Origin of the sequence: Stenotrophomonas sp. PS02289, assembly GCF_029960115.1 — a bacterium.
Taxonomy (GTDB): Bacteria; Pseudomonadota; Gammaproteobacteria; order Xanthomonadales; family Xanthomonadaceae; genus Stenotrophomonas.
On the sequence record NZ_JASCOZ010000282.1, the window covers coordinates 1 to 3,069 of the forward strand.

2 protein-coding genes are annotated in these 3,069 nt (G+C 63.5%); both read right to left on the minus strand.

Annotation, left to right across the window (positions count from 1 at the left end; all coding sequences use genetic code 11):
- A partial coding sequence (locus QMX83_RS20900; RefSeq protein ID WP_282298542.1) for a flagellin occupies positions 1-1,129 on the minus strand: 1,129 nt, incomplete at its 3' end.
- Between the two features lie 225 nt (positions 1,130-1,354).
- Complete coding sequence (locus QMX83_RS20905) at positions 1,355-2,572, minus strand: flagellin (protein WP_282298543.1); 1,218 nt, start codon at positions 2,570-2,572, stop codon at positions 1,355-1,357.
- Positions 2,573-3,069: the final 497 nt, after the last annotated feature.

Here is a 3,069-nt window from a genome sequence, read left to right on the forward strand (position 1 = left end):
TCAGTTCAGCGGTTTCCTTGGCGTAGTCGGTGTCGCGGATACGGCTGCGCGAGGCCGACAGGTTTTCGGAAGTGGTGTTGAGGTTGGCGATGGTCGAGGTGAAGCGGTTCTGGATCGCACCCATGTCAGCGCGCGAGCTGTTCACCGAGGTCAGTGCCTTGTCGACGATCGACAGCGCCTGCTGCGCACCGGCCACCGAAGAGATGTCCAGGTCACTGGCGAACTTGCTGGCCAGTGCAGCGCCGGCGGCAGCGGTGGTCGGCGTGGCCGGGGTCGGCGCGGTGATGCCGGTCCAGGTACCTGCGGTGACGGTGATGGCGTTGAACGTGCCGGTATCGCTCACGTTGTTCTTGACCGAGGTCAGGTCCAGGCGACCGGTGGTGGTGCTGACCGTGGCGTAGACGCCGGCCTGGTCCATCTTCTCGTTGATCGCGGTGGCCACTGCAGCGACCGTGGCCTTCTGCGTCGCTGCGGCATCCACACCGGCCTTCACGGTGATGTCGGACAGGGTGTAGGCAGTACCGTCGCCACCCTTGATGGTCATGCCCTTGATGGTGACGTCGCCATTGGTGGCCGGCGCACCGATGTCCAGCGTGCTCTTGTCGAACTTGACGCCACCCAGCGCGCTGGCGCTGGCGTTGACGATGCTGTTGATGCCGATGGTCTGGCCGGAGTCGGCACCGACCTGGAACAGCGCGCCGGAGAACGAACCGTCCAGCAGCTTGGTGCCGTTGAAGTTGGTCTGGCGGCTGACGCGGTCGATTTCCGAGACCAGCTGCTTCACTTCCGAGTTCAGCGCTTCACGGTCGCTGTCGGAGTTGGTGGCGTTGGCCGACTGCACCGACAGCTCACGGATACGCTGCAGGTTGTTACCGATTTCGACCATCGCGCCTTCGGCGGTCTGGGCCAGCGAGATGCCGTCGTTGGCGTTGCGTACGGCAACGTCCAGGCCACGGATCTGGGTGCTGAAGCGTTCGGAGATCGCCAGACCGGCGGCGTCGTCCTTTGCGCTGTTGATGCGCAGACCCGACGACAGACGCTGGATCGTCGTGGCCAGGCTGGAGCCGCTGGTCGACAGATTGCGCTGGGCGTTCAGCGACATCACATTGGTATTGATGACTTGTGCCATTTTCGTGCTCCTGGTGGCGAGGGTGATGTCGCCGGGTGATGGAGGTGTGGCTCCTTGCGGAGGTGCCACGAAAGGTGTTCATGTCGCGGCTGAGATCAATAACGACACAATGTCAATAACCTTTAATCAAAAACATGAAAAAACCGCTATTGATCGTGTTGTGAGTCGCCAAAAAGAAAAACCCGGCCGAAGCCGGGTTTTTCGTTCCACCTCTGCGGCCAGGAATCAGCCCTGCAGCAGGCTCATCACGCTGGACGGCGACTGGTTGGCCTGGGCCAGCATCGCGGTACCGGCCTGCTGCAGGATCTGCGTGCGGGTCAGTTCGGCGGTTTCCTTGGCATAGTCGGTGTCGCGGATACGGCTGCGCGAGGCCGACAGGTTTTCCGAGGTGGTGCCGAGGTTGGCGATGGTGGAGGTGAAGCGGTTCTGGATCGCACCCATGTCGGCGCGCGAGCTGTTTACAGCGGTCAGTGCCTTGTCGACGATGGACAGGGCCTGCTGGGCACCGGTGAAGGTGGAGATGTCCAGGTTGCTGGCGTACTGCGCGTCCAGACCGGTGGCGTCGGCGGTCGGGGTCGGCGCGGTCGGCGCGGTGGCGCCGGTCCAGGTGCCCATGGTGACTTCAATGGCGTTGAAGGTGCCGTCGGCGGCAACGTTGCTCTGCACCGAGGTCAGGTCCAGCTTGCCGGCCGCAGCGGCGTCGACCGAGGCGTAGACGCCGGTCTGGTCCATCTTGGCGTTGATCGCAGCGGCGATGGCCGCGGTGGTGGCCTTGCGGGTGGCGGCGATGTCGACGCCGGCCTTCACTTCGATCTTGTCCAGCTTGTACGAGTTGCCGTCGGCACCCTGGATTTCCATGCCTTCGATGCTGACATCGCCGTTGGTGGCCAGCGCAGCGACGGTGAAGGTGTTGCTGTCGAACTTGGCGCCGCCCAGCGCGCCGGCGCTGGCGTCGACGATGCTGTTGATGCCGATGGTCTGACCGGAGTCAGCACCGACCTGGAACAGCGCGCCGGAGAACGAACCGTCCAGCAGCTTGGTGCCGTTGAAGTTGGTCTGGCGGCTGACGCGGTCGATTTCCGAGACCAGCTGCTTCACTTCGGCGTTCAGCGCTTCGCGGTCGCTGTCGGAGTTGGTGGCGTTGGCCGACTGCACCGACAGTTCGCGGATACGCTGCAGGTTGTTGCCGATTTCGACCATCGCGCCTTCGGCGGTCTGGGCCAGCGAGATGCCGTCGTTGGCGTTGCGCACGGCAACGTCCAGGCCGCGGATCTGGGTGCTGAAACGCTCGGAGATGGCCAGGCCGGCGGCATCGTCCTTGGCGCTGTTGATACGCAGGCCGGAGGACAGGCGCTGGATGGTGGTAGCCAGGCTGGAACCGCTGGTCGACAGGTTGCGCTGTGCGTTCAGCGACATCACATTGGTGTTGATGACTTGTGCCATTTCCGTTCTCCTGGACTGCGTATCTGATGTTGCTTGGAAGGGGTGCCCCGGGGGAGGCAGTAGGGCGATGTGCCCTGGTTGAAAACAATAACGGCACGTTTCCGGGAACCTTTAGGGCTGGATTTCCGATTTTTTTGCCGGTGTCAAGTAGAGCCGGGCTCTGCCCGGCTTGCTGTTGGTTTTTGGCGAACAGCCGGTGTTCACGGCTTACCTGGGGTGGCGGATCGGGATGGGCGTTCCGGGGGACGCTGCAAGTACGTCCATGTAAGCTCGATCGCCGCATCCATGCGGCTCACGCCCCCTCCAGCCCACCCCGACCCGCCATCGACAGTGCGTCGGTGGCCATCGAAGATCAAAAGCACGCGGACGTGGCGTTTCCCATGGCCACCGACCCTGTATCGAGGGGCCGGTGGGTGGGGGGTACGGGACCGTGAAGGCACATGGATGTGCCGCCCGAGCCTAACGGGAGATTTAAGGCGTGTCCCGTACCCCCCACC